General features: G+C 67.4%; 15 protein-coding genes and 2 pseudogenes. 6 read left to right on the forward strand and 11 right to left on the reverse strand.

Annotated elements, in window-relative coordinates; all coding sequences use genetic code 11:
• From RWP81_RS02090 to RWP81_RS02095, 3 genes and pseudogenes are all read right to left on the reverse strand, one after another.
• Positions 1-208: pseudogene (locus RWP81_RS02090) on the reverse strand (deaminase); the annotation flags it as partial.
• A gap of 400 nt (positions 209-608) precedes the next feature.
• A complete protein-coding gene (locus RWP81_RS16285; RefSeq protein ID WP_399540530.1) occupies positions 609-983 on the reverse strand; it encodes a type II toxin-antitoxin system PemK/MazF family toxin in 375 nt (124 codons plus the stop codon).
• Positions 980-1882: a hypothetical protein gene (locus RWP81_RS02095; RefSeq protein ID WP_314451767.1), complete on the reverse strand. Its 903-nt coding sequence runs from the start codon at positions 1880-1882 to the stop codon at positions 980-982. Before RWP81_RS02095 ends, RWP81_RS16285 begins: the two co-directional genes overlap by 4 nt.
• Before the next feature lie 362 nt (positions 1883-2244).
• Between RWP81_RS02095 and RWP81_RS02100 the strand changes: the two genes are divergently transcribed.
• Positions 2245-2892 carry a LysE family translocator gene (locus RWP81_RS02100; protein ID WP_314451769.1) on the forward strand — a complete coding sequence of 216 codons (648 nt, stop codon included), beginning with the start codon at positions 2245-2247 and terminating at the stop codon, positions 2890-2892.
• A 180-nt stretch (positions 2893-3072) separates the two neighbouring features.
• Here RWP81_RS02100 and RWP81_RS02105 read toward each other — a convergent pair.
• The 4 genes and pseudogenes from RWP81_RS02105 to RWP81_RS02120 all read right to left on the reverse strand — a co-directional run.
• Positions 3073-3861: pseudogene (locus tag RWP81_RS02105) on the reverse strand (amidase family protein); the annotation flags it as partial.
• 29 nt (positions 3862-3890) lie between these two features.
• Positions 3891-5141, reverse strand: a complete 1251-nt coding sequence (locus RWP81_RS02110; protein ID WP_314451770.1) for an exonuclease domain-containing protein — start codon at positions 5139-5141, stop codon at positions 3891-3893.
• Positions 5142-5173: 32 nt separating this feature from the next.
• Positions 5174-11671, reverse strand: coding sequence for a DUF3320 domain-containing protein (locus RWP81_RS02115; protein ID WP_314451772.1), 6498 nt, complete (start codon positions 11669-11671; stop codon positions 5174-5176).
• A gap of 353 nt (positions 11672-12024) precedes the next feature.
• Positions 12025-12588, reverse strand: coding sequence for a dihydrofolate reductase family protein (locus RWP81_RS02120; protein WP_314451774.1), 564 nt, complete (start codon positions 12586-12588; stop codon positions 12025-12027).
• Positions 12589-13025: 437 nt separating this feature from the next.
• Here RWP81_RS02120 and RWP81_RS02125 point away from each other — a divergent pair, with 437 nt between their 5' ends.
• On the forward strand, positions 13026-13607 hold the full coding sequence (locus RWP81_RS02125; protein WP_314451776.1) for a hypothetical protein: 582 nt from the start codon (positions 13026-13028) through the stop codon (positions 13605-13607).
• Positions 13608-13665: 58 nt separating this feature from the next.
• Here the strand turns inward: RWP81_RS02125 and RWP81_RS02130 are convergent, their stop codons facing one another.
• A complete protein-coding gene (locus RWP81_RS02130) occupies positions 13666-13848 on the reverse strand; it encodes a hypothetical protein (protein WP_314451777.1) in 183 nt (60 codons plus the stop codon).
• A gap of 70 nt (positions 13849-13918) precedes the next feature.
• A complete protein-coding gene (locus tag RWP81_RS02135; protein ID WP_314451779.1) occupies positions 13919-14791 on the reverse strand; it encodes a helix-turn-helix transcriptional regulator in 873 nt (290 codons plus the stop codon).
• Positions 14792-14944: 153 nt separating this feature from the next.
• Between RWP81_RS02135 and RWP81_RS02140 the strand changes: the two genes are divergently transcribed.
• From RWP81_RS02140 to RWP81_RS02150, 3 genes are all read left to right on the forward strand, one after another.
• A complete protein-coding gene (locus RWP81_RS02140; protein WP_314451780.1) occupies positions 14945-16213 on the forward strand; it encodes a multidrug effflux MFS transporter in 1269 nt (422 codons plus the stop codon).
• Positions 16210-16782: a cyclophilin-like fold protein gene (locus RWP81_RS02145; protein ID WP_314451781.1), complete on the forward strand. Its 573-nt coding sequence runs from the start codon at positions 16210-16212 to the stop codon at positions 16780-16782. The genes RWP81_RS02140 and RWP81_RS02145 overlap by 4 nt, the downstream gene beginning before the upstream one ends.
• A gap of 68 nt (positions 16783-16850) precedes the next feature.
• A complete protein-coding gene (locus tag RWP81_RS02150; protein WP_314451783.1) occupies positions 16851-17885 on the forward strand; it encodes a zinc-binding dehydrogenase in 1035 nt (344 codons plus the stop codon).
• Between the two features lie 382 nt (positions 17886-18267).
• Here the strand turns inward: RWP81_RS02150 and RWP81_RS02155 are convergent, their stop codons facing one another.
• Together RWP81_RS02155 and RWP81_RS02160 are read right to left on the reverse strand one after the other, a co-directional pair.
• A complete protein-coding gene (locus tag RWP81_RS02155) occupies positions 18268-18528 on the reverse strand; it encodes a hypothetical protein (protein WP_314451785.1) in 261 nt (86 codons plus the stop codon).
• 183 nt (positions 18529-18711) lie between these two features.
• Complete coding sequence (locus RWP81_RS02160) at positions 18712-19044, reverse strand: cupin domain-containing protein (RefSeq protein ID WP_314451787.1); 333 nt, start codon at positions 19042-19044, stop codon at positions 18712-18714.
• Between the two features lie 46 nt (positions 19045-19090).
• On the opposite strand from RWP81_RS02160, the gene RWP81_RS02165 reads away from it, so the two are divergent.
• On the forward strand, positions 19091-20077 hold the full coding sequence (locus RWP81_RS02165; protein ID WP_314451789.1) for an aldo/keto reductase: 987 nt from the start codon (positions 19091-19093) through the stop codon (positions 20075-20077).
• Positions 20078-20171 lie beyond the last annotated feature (94 nt).

The raw sequence follows: 20171 nt of genomic DNA on the forward strand, positions 1-20171 counted from the left end.
CCATCCAATCGGGCCACTCGCCCGACTCCGGCCGGCGCCAGGCCGACTCCATCAGCTCGTACGTCACGCGGCCGTAGAGCAGCGAGTCGGAGCGGCGCAGTTCGTCGGTCCAGAACGCCATCGACTCGGCATCCGGAGCCAGTCCCGCCTCGTGATGCACGCACCCGTCGAGGGTCACGTTGATGCCGTAGCGAAGCGGTCGGGCCATGGCGGTCTCCTTCGACGCGGGCGGAGGTGGCGTCAGGCTAGCGCGGGTCCGGGTCACCCCGACACAAACGCCGACCTCAGATGGCCTTCGACAGGTCGTTCAACGCCCGAACCGTACCCGCCGGACCCGCGGCGCACCTGCCCGCAGCGGCGATATACGCTCTCTGAGGCAAAGCGAATGGATCGAATGAACCTCCCCGCCAGGGCTGCTGCTTCCTCGCATAGTGAGGGCCAACCTCTCCCTCAGCGACGGTCTACAGGTCTCATTTGAGTGCGCCGGCGCAGTGCGCGCAATCTGGTGCCGACGGCCACGCCGAAACTGGAGATTGGGCCCGGGTCAGCAAGGTCCGCTCGCGGCTGGTAAGGTGGTCTGGTTCGGGCCAGCGAGTTTGCCGCACGAGTTAATTCTCGGTTTTTTGCATCGCTGGCCCGTTCGCGTATGCGCGGAACGCCGTGATGACCTCAGCTGTCGACTCAGGGCTCAAACTCCCCAGCCGCTTCCGGAAGTTGCGAGCCTGGGTCGAGTGGAGCCTGTCAATCTGGGCCCAACTCTCCACCGCAAGTCCGGCTGACTCCCAGTCCGAAATCCTCACAGAGCGCGCATCACCGCTTCTGCTCACGGAACTCGTAACCGCACAGACGATCACGATGCCGTCCAGAGCAGTCCAGTTGTCGGCAAGCAAGCAAATCGCGGGTCGTGTCTTGAACGTCGACCCCAAGGCCATAGGGAACTCGACAACGAAGACATCACCTGGCGAAAAGCCCTTGGCGCTCATCTCGTCTTTCCCGCGTCGGGTGGCTCGATCTTCGATGAGCTCCCCCAGAGGTACTCGAAATCTGCCATTGCGAAGGAATCGAGATCCCCTCGCTCACTGAATACGAGGACGGGATGCGTTTCGGCCGCAGGCTTGCGAATCTCGTGGACTCTGAGCACACCGAAGTGGTCGACCTTGTAGAGCGAGTAGGTTGGGACCACTGTTAGGCGCCTGATCGCAAACCCACTCGTTACGTCGGAGCCGCGACGACGTATGCGAAGGTCAAATCCATTCTTCCGCACCATTTCTGGAAATTGCTGGCTGAGTGATCGCGCGAGGTCGTGAGTGTGGCGGACATCTGTCCGCAACTCGTCTATCCCGTCGTAATCGAATCGCGTTAGGAGTTGAGTCAGCAGTTCTACGTCATCCGGATCAGGTATCAAGAGCCGTACCCGACCGCCGTGCTTCAGCATGTGACGCAGTCCATCTCGATTCGTCGTCATCCACGTCGATGCACTGATGAAGAGGAGGTCAACGTTGCGTGCATTCTCCACCCGGTTCTGAAACTGCCGGTGGGCGTCATCGCGCTTCGGCAGAAGCGCGGTGAGTCCTGACGCTCGAATCTCGTCCGAAAGCTGCGTTGCCGCGAGGGTCTCGCGCATCACCGACCTCCGCGTCGAGAGCTCGAACGTCAGGGCCAAGGCTCCTACGGCCATCACCGCGGCGCCGAGAGCAGAAATCACGGCGGCCCACTTCATCGGGCCCACGTCGATGAACGATTCCCAGTTAGAAGCAAAGAAAACGAGCGCTCCGCCGCCCGTAATGCTCCCTATCGACACCCACACGGAAACCATGTTGGTTCGGAGCCTGAGAAGATCGGCGCGGAGTACTTGCTCTTCCGCATGTCCGCTTGTACCCACGTATTCCCCTCTCTATGCGCGTGGTCGCAACCTTATAGGCGCGGGCGCCAGCGGAAGCCAGCAGATTTTGTGCTGATCGTCTGCGAACTGCGGACGACGCGTAGATTCAACGGACACCTCCGGCCGTACCTGCCGCCGGAAACGCCTTCTGCGCGGCCAGATCGGACGGGAAGTCGCTGATCGAGCAAGGCGAAGCGAGCGCGCGTGCCGACCGGCGACTACGCAGCATTCGCCCCTCACCTCGGCAACGCCAGGGTGGCGGACGCCGTGCGCGCCTCCTCATACCAGGCGATGAGCTGCGCCGCCTCGAGGTCGACGAACCACGCTCCTGGGCGGCGCAGACCTCAAACTACGATGGGCGAATGCTGCCCTCGGTCACGGTGATCGTGTCATTCGCCCTCGTCGTCGGACTCCTGACGATCACCCCCGGCTTGGACACCGCTCTGGTGCTCCGCAGCGCCGCCGTCGGCGGCAAGCGCCGCGCCTTTGGGGTGATCGCCGGCATCCAGTCCGGAACGCTCGTGTGGGGATCTCTCGCAGCGCTCGGCGTCAGCGCCATCCTGCTGGCATCAGCCCAGCTTTACGACGTCATCCGCCTCGTCGGTGCGGCGTATCTGATCTGGATCGGAGGTCGCATGCTCCTGTCGGCGATCCGCGGGACCACCTCATCCGCGGCGGGTGAGGGTGCGCCGATCGATGACGACTCGTTCTTCCGCGGGTGGCGGCTGGGGGCTCTGACGAACCTGCTCAACCCGAAGGTGGGTGCCTTCTACGTCGCCGTGCTTCCCCAGTTCATCCCGCAAGCGGCACCGCACCTGATGTGGGGGCTCGCCCTCGCCGGCGTGCACGTGCTGATCGGCAGCCTCTGGCTGAGCATCCTCGTCCTCGCCGCCCAGCGATTTCACGGGTGGCTGCGACGGCGAAAAGTTGCTCGCACGATCGACGGCATCACCGGCACCGTGATCGTCGGCTTCGGAGTCGGGGTCGCTCTGGAAGGCGCGTCTCGTTAGAGCCGTGTGCCTCCGGGGGGCTCTGGCGGGCTGCCTGTCCGCCACCCGTAAACGGGCGGATGCCGCAGCCCGCGCCATCACGCGAGACCACGGCATCCCCCCAATGCTGAGCTCGGAACACCGCACCGCGTCCACCGGCCGCGCCCCCTCGTACCAAGCCGTCAACCGCAACGTCTCCAGATCCGCGAACCGCCGCCCCGAGATCTGCAACCCGATCGGCCGCCCATCCGCGGTGAACCCGCAGTTGACCGACGATGCCGGCTGACCCGACATGTTGTACGTCAGCGTGAACGCGATGTGGGGCATCGCGAGACTCGCGTCGAAGCCCCACGGCATCGGCCACTCCGCGGGGAACGCCGCCACCGGCGCGACCGGGGCGAGCACCGCGTCATACGCCGAGGTTGCTGCGACCGTGCGCTTCTGCAGGTCGCCGAACGTCTCGTACGCCTCGAGGGCGCGGCGGCCGGTCATGTCGGAACCGGGGTGCACCCACTCGGCGATGTACGGCAGAACAGCGGTCTTCGCCTCGTGCGACAGCCCCAGGTAGGTGCGCCAGAAGCGGATGCGCCAGAAATAGTCGATGTCGCGCAGGATGCCGTCGTCGATGAACGCCGGCAGTTCCACGACCTCGGCTCCGGCATCCGTGAAGAGATCCGCGGCGCGCAGCACGGCGGCGCGAACCTCCGGGTCGACGGGCATGCCCGCGCCCGGGTCGGTGTGCATGGCGATGCGGCGCCCCCGCACGTCGGTGTCGATGTCGAGCCAGTCGATGTCGGCATCCGGAGGCGAGGTGTAGTCGCGCTCGTCGGGGCGGGCGACGGCGTGCGTGCCGAGCGCCACGTCGGCCACCATGCGGGCCAGCGGGTCCGCCGAGCGACCGAAGTACGGGTTGTCGAGCGGAATGCGGCGGTTGCTGGGCTTGAGGGTCGCGACTCCCGTCCATGCGGCGGGCAGGCGCACTGTGCCCACGATGTCAGCACACAGCTGCTTCAGCTCCGCTACTCAGCCGTACCCAGCCCCATCAGCCTCTCCAGCCCATCCTCCGAAATGATCGGAATCCCCCACGCACGCGCCTGCCGCGCCTTCCCCGACATCGAATCGGGGTCGGCGGCCACGAGCACTTTGGCCTTCTTCACCATGCTGTCCTTGGGGATCAGACCGCGCTGGGTGAGTATCTGAAACCACGCCGCTCGATCTCGGCGCGTGTCGCCGGTGATGACGACGGTGTCACCCGGCGACAGGCGGAAGCCGGTGGTGAGAGTCGGCGCCGCGGCATCCGGTCTCGAAGCGGCGCCGATGATCGTCTTCGCGTCGATCTCGAGCAGGCCACCGATATTCTGGATGTCGGCCCACTCGTCAGCGGTGAGCTGGTCGTCCGCCCAGGCCGCCGAAACCAACCCGTCGAAGTAGGCGCGGTGGATGCGGCGCACGGCAGTGCTCGGAAGATTGAGCTCCGCGGCGAATCGAATGAGGTCATCGGTCTCCGTCGCGGACATGTACCGATCGAGGAGGACGCGGTCGAGCAGAGCAAGGTAGTCGAGATTTAATGCGCCGTCGTCGACGGCGGCATCGACCGCGACCTCCACGTGCAACCGCTCGAGAACCGACCGGGGCGCCATGTCGGAATCCGTGCGAGCCAGCCAGGCCGTCGTATCGCACTGCTCATCCGGCCACTCCCCCGGGGTCGCGAGCCAGCCATCCCACCATGCGGGATCGTGACCCGCGCCGATGTAGGCGCGAAGGAGCGCCGCCGCGGCGAGGGCATCGGCCGAGGCCCGATGAGCGTCCTCCATCGCATATCCGATCGCAGCACTGCAGTCGGCGAGACTCCGATTGCCCGGCAGGAATGTGCCCGCGAGCTGCATCGTGCACATCCAGTACTCGTATCCGGGACACACCAGACCGGCTTGCTCCATGGAGTGGGCCAGGAAGCGCGCGTCGAAACTCGCGTTGTGTGCGACCGGCACCCGCCCGCGCAGGAGCGAGGCGATGGACGGGGCGAGAGCACCGAATTCCGGAGCGCGCGCGGCCGCAGCGGCACTGATGCCGTGGATACGCTGCGCCCCCATATCGCGCATCGGATTGACGAGTGTTTCCCAGGCCCCTTCGACGACGCCCGTTGACGACACATGCACGATCGCCACCTCGACGATGCGATCGTGCTTCTGCGGAAACAGACCCGTCGTTTCGAGATCGATGACTGCGAATCCTCGCCCCATATGGCGCCCCCCAAACGTGATCGAGGTCACTTTATCCGTCGTTTGGATTCGATCGTCGTAACTCAGAAACGCGCGAGATAGGCTCCCGACGGCGCGAGCTCCACCCGTCGGGTGGCCACCGCCACCGTCAGAGCTTCGGCAAGTCGCCCGGAGATCTGGGTTGTCATCCGCTTCCCACCGAACAGCCGCAGAGCTTCTCGTTTGATCTCGTCCTCGCGCACCCCACCGCCGAGCTCAGCGACAACGGCCATCGCGTTCGCGATCTCCTCCAGAGCGACGGACTCGAGCGATCGGCTCTCCCCCACAGCACTCGAGCGGACATATCGCCAGGTGGCGACATCCACGTTCACCGGCCAGACGAACTGCTCGTCGCCCTGGCGGGTGTGAGCATCCGGGATCAGCCCGAGAATGGCCGTTGCCCGGTTCCCCGACACACGAGACAGTCCGAAGGATTCCGCCACCAGTCTCACCAGGCGTGCTCGCGAGATTGGTCCCTCTGCGGCGATGACGTCCACCAGCACAGCGCGAACCCGCTCAGCAGCGGATCGGCTCGGAAGCGCGTCGAGCACATCGATCCCCCCTGACGTGGTGATCGGCCAAGGCACGAAGGGGCGGACGTGCGGATGCGTCGCACCAATGGCTTCCTCCTCCCGATCAACGGGCATCCCTCCACGCAGAGGCTCAACCGGCTCCTCCGTCAGAAGCGCATCGAGATCCTCGACCCGCTCCACCGGCGCGTCTGGCACAGACCGACCCCCGGCCCGGGCGGCTTCCACCGCCGCGACGAGTCGGTCGGCCGTAGCATCCCGATCATCGAGCCATTCCGGCAGCCACACCCTCTCGATCCCCGGCCAACGCATCAAGCCGCCGAGGACATCAACAGGCAAGCCATCGCGATCAGCCACCGTTCGGCGCGCGCGCCAGCCTTCTCCGTCGAGCAAGACGGCGATGAGCGGCTGCGCGGGGTCGGACGCCGATGCGAGGGTGAGATCGATACGGAAGTCCGAGAGCCCGACGTCCGTTTTCACGACAAGTCCGCGCTCGCTCAGGACCGCGGCGATCTCGTCACGGTGCCGGTCGATCACTGGCACACGGGAGGTGGAGTCATCGGCCGGCGCAACTCCGCGCGCGGCGAGTTCGAGATAGGACTTCAGGTCTTTGAGTCCACGGGCCGAGGTCTGCTCAGCGCGAAGCTCAGCGGGATCGAAGCTCGCGTACAGCACAACCTGTCGTCGTGCGCGAGTGACCGCAACGTTCAACCGGCGTTCTCCCCCTGCGCGAGACAGCGGCCCGAAGTTCAGCGGAAGCATTCCGCGGTCGTTCTTACTGAAGGCGACCGAGAACAGAATCGTGTCGCGCTCGTCGCCCTGCACGCTCTCGAGGTTCTTCACGAACAATCCGTCGCGCTCGTCGAGCGCGCGACCGATGCGTTCATCCGAGGCGTCGCGCAGCATGTTGTCGATGAGGTCGCGCTGCTGAACGTTGAACGTGATGATGCCGATCGACGGAGCGGTGTCGCCGGCCGCGGCGAACCGACGGATCACCTCGTCGACGATGGTCTGCGCTTCGACACGGTTCGTTCGAAGGACTCCGCGCGCACCGGAACGCTCGAACCGACCGTCGACGCGCACGAGCGAAAGCCCGTAGTCGGGCTTCTTCGCGGCGAGCGCGTCGGGTTCGGACGCCGTGGAGTCGCGCAGCGGCGCCGGGAAGGACGACAGGCGGCTCTCGTAATACTGGTGGTTGCTGAAGGCGATGAGCGCCTCATCCTGGCTGCGGTAGTGCCACGAGAGCCACTTGCTCGGAACGCGCGTTTGAGTGCACTCCGTGAGGATGGATTCCTCATCTGCAACGACGCCCGCATCTGCCTCAGTCTCGTCGACGTCGGCCGTCACCTCGGCGAAGGTCGACGGTGGCATCTGCTTGGAGTCCCCGACAACCACGACAGAACGCGCTCGTCCCATCGCACCCACGGCATCCGCGACGCGAATCTGCGAAGCCTCGTCGAACACCACGACGTCGAACATCCCCGCGCGCGCGGGGAAGAACCGCGCGACTGATTCCGGGCTCATGAGCATGCACGGTGTGATTTGGGTGATCAGATCGCCGTACTTGTCCATGAGCGTCCGCACGCTGTCCCCACCGCGCTGCCTCGAGAGCTGACGTTTGAGCGCGCCCATGTCGCCGCCATCGAACTTCGGGTCGAATCGCCGCTGAGACAAGATGTCAGCGGGGAGAGCCCGCGGGAGTTCACCGCGGATGGCTGCCGAACTCGCCGCGAACCGCCCGATCGTCCGGTTGTGCGCGGCGGGATCGAAGTCGCTGAGCGCGGTGGCGTCTTCGCGTTCACCGAGGGACGCCGATGCGACCCCCTTGTCGAAGGCGAGCGCCGCGTCGTCGGCACGGACGCGCCCGGCCAGAATCGCCTCCCGCGCCTCGTTCATCCCAATGCGCCGAAGAAGTTCCACGTGCCGGAGCAGGTCGATCCAGCGGCCGAGCGTGACCGGGTCGGTCGTCGCCAGGTTGCGCGCCGTACGGGTGCGTTCCCAGGTCGATGCGATTCCTTCATTCCCGGCCCAGATGCCGAGCTGGTCACGTGACCCATCGCTGGTACCAGCAATGCCCACCGCAGCCGCCGTTGCCCGCCACGCTGCGGCGAGCGCCGCATATCGCTCGGCCGACGCCGCATCCGGAGCCGTTGTCTCGTAGACGCGGCGCAGGTCCGAGCGGAGATCTCCGGCAGGCGAGACATCGGGAGTGAGCGTCCTCGAAAGCCAGCTCACCCACCTGAGGGCGGCTCCTACCTGCTCCGCCGCGTCAGGCGTGTAGGGATTGACGTCAAGGGGTGCGACCACGACGGGCTGTCGCTGCAGCTCACCACGCAACTCATCGACCTGTGCGGCCGTCTCGGCCATGGCGCCGGTCAGTGTCGACAGACCACGCAGATCGATCGCTGTCTGCTCGACGCGCAGGTCGGTCGCGAATTGGGCCAGCACCGCACGCCGACGCTTCTTGCGCCCGAAGAACGAGGACGCATCCGCGGCCAGGGCGGCTGCGTGAATGTCGCGAACGTTCCGCGAGAGCACCCGCGGATCGACCTGGGTGAGCCATGCAGGCGGCTGCGCGGCCGACGTTGCAAGCCGCCGAGCGAGGTCATCAACCGACTCGGGCTGGACACGGTCGATGGCGTCGAGGGCATGGCGCGGCGCGCGAGCGACACCCGCCCACGCTTCCATCTGCTGCGGTTCCTGCACGCGCGACAGCAGGTCACTCCGACCGACAGTTGCGAGCGCGTCGTCGAAAGTGCGGGCCGCGCTGTGCAGAGAGGCCGCGTCGACATCGGGATCATCGACGAAGCCCCAAGGATGCGTAGCTGCCGGGCGCGCGAGATCACTGACCGCGGGCAGCTCCCGCAGAGTTGCGCGCAGCTGGTCGATGTGATCGCCCGACGCGACCAGGGAAGCGGGCACATCCAACGGCGGGATGTCCGCCGCCGATGCCAGCAACTGCGATCGAGCCGAGTACAGAGACAGACCTGCCGCGTTCGGTTCGTGTACCCGGTGCGCATAGCGCGACAGCGCGCCACGACTGGACTCCGCCGCCTCGCGCTGCGCGGACAACGCCGCTCGATCGGGCCGGGCAGTGGCGTCGAGCGCCGCCCGGAGTTGCTCGCGCACGGCATTCGGCCGCGCACCCTTGTCATGCAGGTCGAGTGAGAAGGAGCCGAGCCCGACGGCATCCAATCGATCCTTCACGACCTCCAGCGCGGCGCGCTTCTCTGCCACGAACAGCACGCGTTTCCCGGAGGCCAACGACCGCGCCAGCAGATTCGTGATGGTCTGCGATTTGCCGGTGCCCGGGGGGCCTTCGAGCACGAACGTGCGGCCCTCGACGGCCTCGACGACGGCCTCGAGCTGCGAAGAGTCCGCTGAGACGGGAACCTGCGCCGAGAGCGCATCGAGATCGACGTCGACCGGGGCCGGTACAGCGTCGATGTACGCCTCATTCGGTGAACTGATGAGGTGGGTGACGAGCGAGTTCGTCGCGAGCTCTTCCCAGTTGTCGTCGAGATCCTTCCACAGCCGGAACTTCGCGAACTGCAGGATGCCGAGGTGAACGGTGTCCTCGACGACGAAGGGCCGCTTGGCGTCGACCATCGCCTGGCGCACCGCATCGAACGCGGCGCCGAGGTCGATGCCCGCGGCATCCGTCGCCGGATTCGCGAGCCCGGGCACCTCGATGCCGAAGCTCACCTTCAGTTTCTCGAGGAGGCAGTGGTTCGGCGTGGAAGCGCCCGCCTCGTCCAGGACGAGGCGGAAGGACTGGCCGCGCGACACGCTTTCCAACGTCACCGGAACGAGCACGAGCGGCGATTGCAGCTGCCGGTCGTTGAACTCCCATCGCAGGGTGCCGAACGCGAGGTACAAGTTGTTCGCCCCCGTCTCTTCGGTGACGGTCTTCGCTTTCGCTGCCAGAGCGCGCAGCCTCGTCGTGTAGGCCGCTTGCGTGACGTCGGTCAGGTGCGCCTGCCTCTTGTCGGCCAGGAGCGCTTCTCGATCAGCCGAATCGCGGTCGCGCCCGAAGCGGATGCCGCGCTCTCGAGCGATCTCGGGAACGTCGTCGGAGGCGAGAAGGGTGACGCCTGCTCCGCCGTTGATCATGTCCTCGAGCCGACCGAGTGCCGCGCCTGGCACCGCGAGTTGGTACCCGGCGCGACTCGTGAAGTTGATGAGGCGATTGCGGAGACTCAGATCAAGCAGAGCATTCTTCCACTGCGCCACCCTCGGCGGAGCCAGGGCGCGGCCCTGCGCATCGCGCTGGTCGGCCACGAACGGTGCCAGGACGCGGTCCAGCGGTCGATACTCGACGACGGTCACCTCACCGTCAGGACCCACCGTGCGGCTGGGGAGTGGAAGAATCCCGTTCTCACGGGCTGCTCGCACGTCAGTAATGCCGAGGATCTCGTCGCGGCGCGCTTCGAGGTACGCCTGGGGCGCGGCGCGAGCGAGGTCGAACGTGGCGGATGCTGCACCGCCGGTCACCTGAGTCGTCTCGAGCAACGAGATTCGGCCCAGCTTCGCGAGGTTGACCGCTTCTTCGATGTCGGTGGTCGCCGGCATCCCGAGGCTGCCGTTCTCACGCCAGTATCCGAGGAAGATGTGCCCGTCCACTGCCCACAGCGTCGAGTTGATCCCGACCTGCTCGAGCAACGCGGCAAGCGTCAGCGTCGTGTCGAGGCACGTTCCGAGCCGCCCCTCGAGCACCTCCTGCGGCGTGCGGACCTTCTGCCCGCGCAGGCCCCAACTCGCCGGAGGCTCCGCATAGCGGATGTCGAGTTCGCGCACGGAATCCCAGATGGCCGCGACCATGGCATCCACCCTCGCCGGGTTGTCGCTCTGGTATCCGTCGAGCTGTGTGCGGCGGCTCGAATGCCCCAGTAGGTCCGACGCACGCTGCAGGACGGGCGTCAACGCGGTCGCCTGCGGCTGAGCGAAGGATGCGAGGAGCTCGAGACCGAGGTGCAGCTCCCGGGCGATCCACTGGTTCGCCGCAAGCACATTGACCGGATGCCGATGATCGGCGATCAACGCGCCGTCCGGTCCGCGCAAAGTGAGAGTGATGGAACCAGGCTGCTCCGTATCGACCTGGAGCATCGGAGCGGGATCGAGGGACAGCAGGTCGAGCCCCGCGAGTGTCTTCAGACCGGGCGCAAGGTCGAGGATCACGACTTTGGGCGCCCCTAGGGATCCACTGGCCGTGGCGGCCTCGATCTCGAGAGATGCTCCGCGAAGCTCGGGCCCGGCGTACGCGACCCGAACCTCCTGCACAGGCACGATGCGCGCGTGCGCCATTGCATAGCTGAGCTCGGTGACCGCGTCGAGGGAAAGACTAACGCTCGGAGCCGGAGCGGGTGGGGTCGCGGACACGTCCGTCTCGGGCTGCTCGCGTCGTTGACGGCGAGTGAGCGGCAATGATTCCGCCGCGACTGACTCGGTGGATGGTGGGGTGGTGGCCGCCAGCGGAGTCGACACAGCAGGTGGCACGGGAAGCCGCGCGACCGGCGGCGCGGGAAGCGGCGCGCTCGGCGGTGAGGGAAGCGAGCGGCCGGTGGCCCCACCGCCCAGTGCCGACAGCACAGCCGGCTTGCGCGCCGCGATCCGCTGCGCCTCGTCGACCGCTCCGACTTCGCGAAGGAGCAACTCAGCCGAATCGAGCGCCCGGTACGTCTCGGCGAGGCTGAATTCGACCTGGTGCGCATGCTTGTTGCGCACCTCGCGCATTTCACTCGCCCAGTTCGTCGCTTGTCGCGAAATACGGCCGTCGAAGGGGTAGCCCAGGTTGCCCAGTTTCTCAGTCATCACTCGCAACATCAGACCGACGTCATTCGCATGATGGTGTGAGGTGGGTCTCCCCGCGAGCTCGTCTTTGTGAGCGACGATCTGCACCCACGACGGCCCCTGGGGCAGACGCTCCTCGAACACCCGCTCGATGAACGGACGGAGGCCTTCTGCCAGGTCGTCGATGGACCCGCCGATGATCTGACGTGTATCGATACTCATGACATTCCCCCCGACGACCGGTACGACTTGGCCGTGGTATCGGAGCCTAGAGGATCGTGAGTACCTGCTTCGCGAGGCAGGTTCCTCTGTCTGCTCGCGTCGTCTGGCGGCTGAATGGAACGCCAGCATTGCCGCTGCGTGCGCGAACTCCCGCCCTGCACTGGCGCAGCTCGTGGACTTCGGCGCGGACCTACTGCGTGAGGCGATGGCATTTCGCACGGATCTCGACCAGCGTCCTGTTGGCGCTGTCGTCGATGTACAGGGGCGCGTCGTTGATGCGACCGCGCGTGGAGGCGACGGTGGTCCAGTCGCGTCGAACTTGCCCCGCCGGAGCGGAAGTAGCGCCGACGGCCCTAAATAGCCCTCCGGTACCGCTGCACCACAACCCCCGACCCGAACTCCCGCCGCTCCACCAACTCCAGCCCGAACTGCTCCCGCACCCCCTCCAACAACCGCGGCCCCCGCCCCGCGACCACCGGGTGCACGACGAACGTGAACTCGTCGATCAGCCCGAGCTCCGCGAGCGCGGCGGGCAGCCGCACCCCGCCCACCGAGATACCCCTCCCCGGCTGCGCCTCCAACTGCTCAACCGCAGCAGCAAGGTCACCGCGCAGAAGCGAGGCGTTCCAGTCCACGGCATCCAATTCCGTCGAGACGACGTACTTCCGCATCGGGTCCATCACCTCGGAGAAGGCGACCTCGCTGGTATCCATCCAATCGGGCCACTCGCCCGACTCCGGCCGGCGCCAGGCCGACTCCATCAGTTCGTACGTGATCCGGCCGTAGAGCAGCGAATCGGAGCGGCGCAGCTCGTCGGTCCAGAACGCCATCGATTCGGCATCCGGAGGCAAGCCGGCCTCGTGGTGGACGCACCCGTCGAGGGTGACGTTGATGCCGTAGCGAAGCGGTTGAGTCACGGCGGTCTCCCTCGACGCGGGCGGTGGTGGCGTCAGGCTAGCGCGACCGCGGGAAAGCCGACACGGTGCCGGGCGCCGAGGGAGCACCAGCATTCTGCGCCACCAGCCTCCGCCTTCGCCTTCACTGGTCGCGCCCCCTCTTACCAAGCCGTACGCGGAAACGTCTACAGATCCGCGAACCGTCGCCCCAAGATCCGCAACCCGATTGGCCGCCCGTCCACGGTCGGGTGAATTCCGCGGCGAGCCCGGCTATTTCTTGTGACGGGGCCGATCTTGCCGTCTACCGTCTGGACTGCGCACAAGCGCATCCAGGAGGGGAACCGATGCTGACCAAACTAACTTCGATATCGATCGTGCTTCTACTCGCTGCAGGGCTGACGCCAGTCTCACCGGCGCCAGCGGAGGTAGCGGTTGACGCGAAGCTAGATTCGACCGCAGTGATCGACGTTCCTGCGCTCCCGAACGCCTTGACCGACCAGCAGATGGCCGAGTTGACGGACGAGGGCGCTGCGCCAAAGATCGTCTTCGACGAAACGCCTCGAGAGACCGAGGACAGGCTCGAGAACCTGGATCTCGAGCCCACCGAATCTGCCGCCGCCGACGCGATGACGACCGGACTCCGCGCCAGCATGGTGCAAGCTGCCGACTTCCGGGTCAAAGGAGGACCGGGGGCATCCCAGTGCTACCTGGTGCCGGGGAACATGTGGTTCCGCAAGTCATCCGGCTATGGCGGTGTTGGATCGAAGCCCGCGCTGAGGAACTGCAGCGCCAACGTCGTCAAGACCGGCATGGCCAGCGAGGTGTTCCGCCAGGAGTGGTGGGGCTGGGCCAAGGTTGCCGGCCCGTTCAACAGCTGGGGCACCGGCAACATGCAGTCGACCCAGGTCACCTACTACTGCAACGGCCAGACTCGGGACAACCGATTTCAGGTCATCACGACCGCCTGGGGAACCACCGGCCGCGGCCAGACGGGAGTCGGACGCGACTCCACAGGCTCGTACACGTTTAGGTGCAACTGACGGCTGCCACCCGAGTCGATATGCAGGGGTCGGTCGCTTGCGCCCGGCCCCTGCGGTCTCAGCGCGGAATGTCGTCGGTGATGCGGTAGGGCACGACGTAGCCGCCGGTCCAGATCCGTTCCCCCTCGTATTGCGTCTCTGCCAGCCTTTGTGCGTACCGCGTCGCTTCGTCCTGGTCATGGAAGACGCCAAGGATTTCCGCGTCGTCGTCACCGCGGTAGACGATCCATACCTTCTCCACGAGACGAGGATACGCGCGAGCCGCACAACGAGAGCGGGCCGAGCCGGCTGGCTCCCTTCGCAAGCCCCCGTCAAGACGCCGGTTGCGCCGCCGCCTCAGCAGCCCACGAAGCCAGCAACCGCAACCGCTCCGCGGACGGCGAGCCGGGTTCGGCGGAGTAGATCAGCAGCACCTGCCCCGGCTCGGCCGTGATCGCGAGCTCCTCGTAGACGAGGGTCACCTCGCCGACGACGGGGTGGTGGAAGCGCTTCTGACCGGATCCGTGGGTGCGCACGTTGTGCGCCGCCCAGAGCGTGCGGAACACCTCGCTTCTCGTCGAAAGTTCGCCGACGAGGTCCTGGATGCCTTTGTCGTGCGGATCGCGGCCGGCTTCGGCGCGGATGACGGCGACGCACATGTCGGCGAACAGATCCCAGTCGGGGTAGAAATCGTGCGCGGCGGGGTCGAGGAACTGGAAGCGCGCGAAGTTCGGCACGCGCCCCGCGTCGCCGATCAGGGGCGAGTAGAAGGCCTTTCCGAGCGTGTTGAACGCGACGATGTTCTGCCGCTGGTCGCGCACCACCGCCACCGAATCGGTGATGGAGGCGAGTGCCCACTCCAAGCTGTTCCGGGGTGAGGCGGGTTTGCTGCTCCGGCGGCGGTTGCGGCCCGACGACGGGATCCCGTCGGCGTTGCGCGCGAGGTCGAGCAGGTGGGAGTGCTCCGCATCCGAGAGCTGCAGGGCGCGCGAGACCGCGTCGAGCACGGCCGCCGAGGCACCGGAGATCGACCCTCGTTCCAGCTTCGAGTAATACTCGACGCTGACCCCGGCGAGCGCGGCGACCTCGCTGCGCCGCAGCCCCTCGACCCGGCGATTCGGCCCGGCGGGGATGCCGGCGGCATCCGGCGACACCCGGGCGCGACGGGTCATGAGGAACTCCCGCACCTCTGATCGATTGTCCATATGCCCCAGGGTAGGTCGCCGTGCTCGCGGGAGGGATGCCCTCGGAGAGGACCCCTCCGAGTGAGAACGCTCCGCGCGCAGCAGGGGTTCCCTGGCGGTACACCTCTCATCAGAGACTCCCCGGCCGCGCGCTGAGCGAGCACCGTGGATGGCATGACCGCACAGATCTCACCCTCGCGGACGGAGTTCAGCCGCATCCTGCCCACTCTGCTGCTGCTGCTGACGGTGTTCGGTCCGATCTCGATGGACCTCTACCTCCCCGCCCTCCCCGCCTTGGCCGCGGAACTCGGGGCGGCCACCTCGGTGGCTCAGCTCACCGTGACGGCCTGTTTGATCGGCCTCGCCCTCGGGCAGCTGGTCGCGGGCGCCCTGTCGGACCGGTTCGGGCGACGCGGCATCCTGCTCCTCGGCATCGCCGCGTACATCGTCACCTCGGCGCTGTGCGCGATCAGCCCCACGGTCGAACTGCTGATCACCGCGCGATTCGTGCAGGGTCTGGCCGGAGGGGTCGGGATCGTCATCGCCCAAGCAGCCGGCCGCGACATCTACACCGGCGGCGCACTGGTGCGGTTCTACGGGCGCCTCACCGTGGTCGGCGGACTCGCCGCGATCATCGGCCCGCTCCTCGGCGGCATCCTGAACACGGTCGCCGACTGGCGTGGTCTGTTCGTCTTCCTGGCCCTCATCGGCGCGGGCATCCTCGTCATCGCCCTGCGGATGTTCCCCGAGACCCTGCCTGCCGAGAGCCGCGCGACGGGCGGCCTCATGCACACCCTGCGCGACTTCCGCACGCTGCTCTCCGACCGGGTGTTCGTCGGCGCGATCCTGAACCAGGGGTTCCTGTACGGCGCCCTGTTCGCCTACCTCGCCGGGTCCACGTTCGTGCTGCAGGACATCTACGGGCTGTCCCCCCTCGCGTATGCGCTCGCGTTCGGTCTCAACTCCGCGGGATTCATGACCCTCGGCTACCTCGCCGGCCGGGCCGCGGAACGCTGGAGCGTCACCGGCACCTTGACCGTCGGCATCCTGGTCGCCGGCATCGGTGCGCTCGGACTGCTGTCGTCGGGACTCACCCGGATGCCGCTGTGGGCGGTGATCGTGTCGCTGTTCCTGCTCGCCGGTGGGGTCGCGATCTCGTCGCCACCCGCGACCACCCTCGCGCTCGTCGACTACCCGCAGATGGCCGGCACCGCCTCGTCGCTGCTCGGCATGGTGCGGTTCGGATTCGGCGGAGTCGCCGCGCCCCTGGTCGGGGTGGCGGGGGCACTCAGCATCCTCCCGCTCGGCCTGGTGACCACCGTCGCGGTGGTCCTCGCCGGCGGCGCCTTCCTGCTGCTCGCTCGCCGACCCCAGCCGCGTGCGTCAGCCGCTCACCTCACCGACGACGAGTACGCCGGGACCGCGAAGGATCGCAGCCGATGACCGCGTTCACCCGCAAAGCGCGGGAACGCCGACGTCGTGCGCTGCTCGCCGTCACCGTCGGCGCGCTCATGACCGCGGCGCTCACCGCCTGCTCCCCCACCGCCGCGTCGTCGGTTCCGCCCGCGGCCGCCGCCACACCGACGGCCGCCGGCGTCGAGTCACCGTCGGCACCGGCACCGGCGCCCACCGATGAACCTGGGCAGATCGTGGGCACGGTGGTGCGGTTCACGACCGATCGCGCGAGCGTCGACGTCACCGTCGGGGAGGACAGCCCCGGCGTGCGAGACTTCCTCTCTCTTCTCCCCACGCAGCTGACGTTCGAGGAGTTCGCCGGCCGCGAGAAGATCTCGTACCTCCCCCGCGAACTCGTCCACGACGGCTCGCCCGGCTCCGACCCCGAGGACGGGGACCTCATCTACTTCACCCCGTGGGGGAACCTCGGCTTCTACTACAACGCCGACGGCATCGGCTTTTCGGATGCCACCCTGCACATCGGCACGTACGTCGCGACCGAGGAGCAACTCTCGCTCCTCGAGGGCGGTCCCGTGACCGTCGAGATCGTCGACTGACAGCGTCTTCATCGATGCACGACGTCCGACCCACCCGCCCCCCTGCACCACCCATGAAGGAGAACATCATGCGCGCAACCCTCATGTACGCCGCCGGTGACGTCCGCGTCGTCGACGTGCCCGAACCGACCATCGAGGAGCCCACCGACGCGGTCATCCGCGTCACCTACGCCTGCGTCTGCGGGTCGGACCTGCACCCGTACCACGACCTCGGTGACACCCCCGAAGGCCGCCACATGGGCCACGAGGCCATCGGCGTCATCGAGCAGATCGGCGCCGACGTCACCACCCTCGCCGTCGGCGACACCGTCATCGTCCCGTTCGCCTGGTCGGACGGCACCTGCGCGTTCTGCCGCGACGGGATCACCACCTCCTGCGTCCACGGTGGGTTCTTCGACGGCGCCCCCTCGGCCACGCAGGCCGAGAAGCTGCGGGTCCCCTACGCCGACGGCACCGCCGTCGCGATCCCCGCCGGAACCGACGAGGCGCTCATGCCCTCGCTCCTCACCCTCTCCGACGTGTACCTGACCGGCTACCACGCCGCCGTGCGCGGCGGCGTCGAGGCGGGCAAGACCGTCGCCGTCATCGGCGACGGTGCCGTCGGACTCTCCGCCGTCCTGGCCGCACGTCAGCTCGGCGCCGAGACGATCATCCTGATGGGCCGTCACACCGCCCGCACGGATCTCGGCCGGGAGTTCGGCGCCACCCACGTCGTCGCCGAGCGCGGCGACGAGGGGATCGCAAAAGTCCTCGAGATCACCGGCGGCGAAGGGGCGCACGTCGTCCTGGAAGCGGTCGGACACATGCCCGCGTACGAGCAGGCGTACGGCATCGTCCGCCCGGGCGGCGTCATCTCGCGCGTGGGCGTTCCCCAGTATGAGGATGCCGCCGTCGGCTTCGCCTCCCTGTTCGGCAAGAACGCCACCCTCACCGGCGGCCCCGCCACCGTGCGCGCCTACCTCGAGGCCGCCATCCCCCAGGTGATCGACGGCACCATCGAGCCCGGGAAGGTCTTCGACCGGGAACTTCCGCTCGACGACATCGCCGAGGCCTACCGGCTGATGGACGCTCGCGAGGCGCTGAAGGTGCTCATCCGCCCCTGACGAGGTGATTGTCCGCGCGGGGGCGCCCACCCCGCCCCCGCGCGGGCGCTCGATGCGATACGTGTACACCGTCCCACCCACCGCCGCCCTCTGCCGCGAACTCTTCGGCGAGCGCGGCACCCCCGTGTTCGGGTGGGTCTTCGCCGCCCACCAGATCGGCGCCACCGTCGCCGCCTCGCCGCCGGCGTCATCCGCGACACCTTCGGCGAGTGCACCTACGTCTGGTGGGGAGGCGGGGCGCTCTGCCTCATCGCGGCCGTGCTGTCGATCGCCGTGAAGCGGGCGAAGACTCACCCGCCCCGTGACGACAGGGGATCCCGTCGCGGGCGCCGACCGGTGTTCGACGAACAGCGCGGGTTGTCGGGCAGGGGAAACGGCGGCACTAGTACGACATGATCGGCGGCTGGTGAATCCGCACCCTCTTCCCGTTCACGATCATCACGAGCCAGGTGCACCCGGACCCCGTGGCCTCGAGCACCGTCTCGACGTCGAGCCGGAATCCGCCGTCGAATGCGGCATCCTTATCGGTCAACTGCTCGAGCGCTTCTTCCATCACCGCCGCAACGATGCTGCGCCCGAACGATTCGTAGGTGTGTGCGCCCAGGTGCTCCTCGACGTATTGCCTGTTCAGTGTGCCGGCCATGTGTCCCCACTCCTTCGTGTGACAGGAACGACGCGGCGTGGTCTCTGATCGCACGCAACTTACGCGCTCCGCACTGAGCATCCACCCGACTGACGCCGCGGTCAATACGCCCCGTGGTGGACGTCTCCGGCGCGCGACGGGCGCTGCTCTCAGACGACCCAGGACGACGCACCGACCTCGCCCTCAGCCCGCCGATTCGCTGCCCTGCCGCGGGTCAAGTGCGTCGAAATACTCGTCGGCGACGGGCTCGAGCCACTCGTTCGAGGTGTTCTCGCCCGGCACGGCGATGGCGACGTGACTGAACCACGAGTCGGCCTTGGCGCCGTGCCAGTGCTTCGTGCCGGCGGGGATCTCGATGACCGTGCCGGGGGTGAGGCTGACGGGCTCTTCGCCCTCTGCCTGGTACCAGCCGCTGCCGGCGGTCGCGAGAAGGATCTGCCCCCCACCGGCGGTGGCGTTGTGGCGGTGCCAGTTGTTGCGGCATCCGGGCTCGAAGGTGACGTTCGCGATGCTCATGCCGAGACTCGCTCGACGCAGGCACAGCACGGAGAGAGGACTGAGAATGCACACTCGCACACTGGGGCAGGGGCTCGAGGTCTCGGCGGTCGGACTCGGCTGCATGGGCATGTCGCAGAGCTACGGACCCAACCCCGGAAGCCGCGACGACATGATCGGCGTGCTCCGCGCTGCGGTCGACCGGGGAGTCACGTTCTTCGACACCGCGGAGGTCTACGGCCCCTACGTCAACGAGGAGCTCGTCGGCGAGGCGCTCGAGCCCGTCCGCGATCAGGTCACGATCGCGACGAAGTTCGGTTGGGATATTCAGGATGCCGAGAGCGTCGGGCTCAACAGCCGGCCGGAGCAGGTCCGCGCCGTCGCAGACGCCTCGCTGAGACGACTGCGCACAGACGTGATCGACCTGTTCTATCAGCACCGCGTCGACCCCGACGTGCCGATCGAGGATGTCGCCGGCACCGTCGGGGAGTTGGTCGCCGAGGGCAAAGTGCGTCACTTCGGGCTGTCAGAGGCGTCCGCCGCGACGATCCGACGCGCCCACGCGGTCTTCCCCGTGACCGCGCTGCAGAGCGAGTACTCGCTCTGGACCCGCGACCCGGAGGCCGAGGTGCTGCCCACGCTGGCGGAACTCGGTATCGGGTTCGTGCCGTTCAGCCCTCTCGGCAAAGGCTTCCTGACGGGCACCGTCGATCAGACCACGTCGTTCGCCGACGGCGACGTGCGATCGACCATCCCCCGCTTCACGGAGGAGAACCGCGAAGCCAACCACGCCCTCGTGACGCGCATCGCCACGGTCGCCGAGACGCGAGGAGCCACGCCCGGGCAGGTCGCACTGGCTTGGCTGCTGGCTCAGCATCCGTGGATCGTCCCGATCCCCGGTACGCGACGCGTCGCCCGCATCGAAGAGAACGCGGGGTCCACGGCGGTGGCGCTATCGGCCGACGACCTTGCCGACCTCGACACCCTCGCTCGGAGCGTGGGCGTGCACGGAGATCGCTATAACGCCGTGCACATGGGGTACGTGGGGCGCTGAGGGTGTACATCCCGCGGGTAGATGTCCGAACCGGGCGTGATTGCGGGGATCGATGTTCCAAGAACGGTCACCGAAGTCCGGCGCGACTGGTCCC

Source organism: uncultured Microbacterium sp. (genome assembly GCF_963521695.1).
GTDB lineage: Bacteria > Actinomycetota > Actinomycetes > Actinomycetales > Microbacteriaceae > Microbacterium.